This window comes from Moorena sp. SIO4A1, assembly GCF_010672065.1.
In the GTDB taxonomy this organism is placed as follows: domain Bacteria; phylum Cyanobacteriota; class Cyanobacteriia; order Cyanobacteriales; family Coleofasciculaceae; genus Moorena.
In genome coordinates this window covers 1-1,332 of record NZ_JAAHHX010000787.1, presented here as the reverse complement: position 1 = coordinate 1,332, position 1,332 = coordinate 1, and the positions used below count along the sequence as shown (strand labels likewise).

Sequence of the window (1,332 nt, the reverse complement as noted above, 5' to 3'; positions counted from 1 at the left end):
CAAATTGGAGCTTCCCTAAAGTGGTTTGTGAAGAATGAAGAAGATTTAACTGCCATGGGATTGCAAGTAGTCAATAGTTGGCCTCTATATCAAATACATCAAGAACGTTGGCCTTGGCAATGGCAACTACTTTTTAAAATCCTTGGCCAATTCCCCTACTTTCGTAATACTTATCTAATTGTAGAAACTAAGTTATAGCAATCAAGAATGAAATGTGAAAAAATAATAGAGGAGTTAGTGGATAAAAATCTGAAATAATTAGATACCTTTATGGAATTTATTCCACTAATACAATGGATGAATCCAGAATAAGATATGTATAGTGGCGATCGTTAATCTTGAAGGCATCAAGGTAAAATAGATCAGGACATAAGCAAGGGCACTATATAGCAATTATCATAGTAATGAGGTACAGTAACAGCAGTGAGTAAAGCAATTATGAATATCTTCCTTGTCTTGATTAGTCTCCAACACAGTCTGGTAGAATTTTTCGCGTAGCGTGACCGTTCGCGTAGCGTGGCCTAAAGGCCAAAAGGCCAGGAAACATATTTGCTTTGGGGAGGCTACAGAGACCTCCCATTTTTTTTTGCAAAAGGTTAGCTTAAACCATTATTCTCTCTAGTTTACAGCTCTCTTGTTACCCCTTGAGCAAATTCAGGCAATTAACTAATCTTAGTTAGAGTTGGCTTCCAGGCTTGAGGGCAAAAGAGAGTTAATACCGTGATTTTAAACTAGAGCAAATGAAACAGTCTCAGAGATTAAAAATATAATAATTTTTACTAAATTAAGTGAACTATAATAAGTTGACTACCTTTTTGTATTGATGCACAGATATCGCGATTTTTAAATTTAATTTAGATGCATTTACCCTGCCACACTACCCCACATACACACAGTCTTATCCCTGTTTCATATTCCATTTTTTTTATTACAAAGTTAACAAATTATAATTATACTTTATCGACATACTCTTCGATAAACCTCCTAATTTCCTTAACCTTAAACTCCTTAGCCAATTTATAAATAATCTTAGCAAATGGAACAAATTTAGCATCTAATTGTTCTAGCTTTTCGGCTTCTTGTCTGATGTCAAACACACTACCTCTCTTAGCAAAGTCATAAAGTAGGATTAGGAGATCAGATGGGGGAGGCACAATGGCATCTAGCTGGATTTCTTCAGCTCCAGCATCTGTTATAGTTTCTGGTTTTGGTATGAAGTCTTCATACACCCATTCCAGTTGCAAATGCTGTTTTAATTTTTCTAGTAATTCGGCTACGTCCACTGGTTTGGGAATAAAATCATCGCAGCCTGCCTTCGAACTCTTTTCCTGT

1 protein-coding gene and 1 pseudogene are annotated in these 1,332 nt (G+C 35.9%); one reads left to right on the top strand and one right to left on the bottom strand.

Annotated elements, in window-relative coordinates:
• A partial coding sequence (locus tag F6K53_RS42900) for a hypothetical protein (protein ID WP_293086719.1) occupies positions 1–198 on the top strand: 198 nt, incomplete at its 5' end.
• Positions 199–950: 752 nt separating this feature from the next.
• Here the strand turns inward: F6K53_RS42900 and F6K53_RS42895 are convergent.
• Positions 951–1,332 (bottom strand): annotated as a pseudogene (locus F6K53_RS42895) (histidine kinase); the annotation flags it as partial.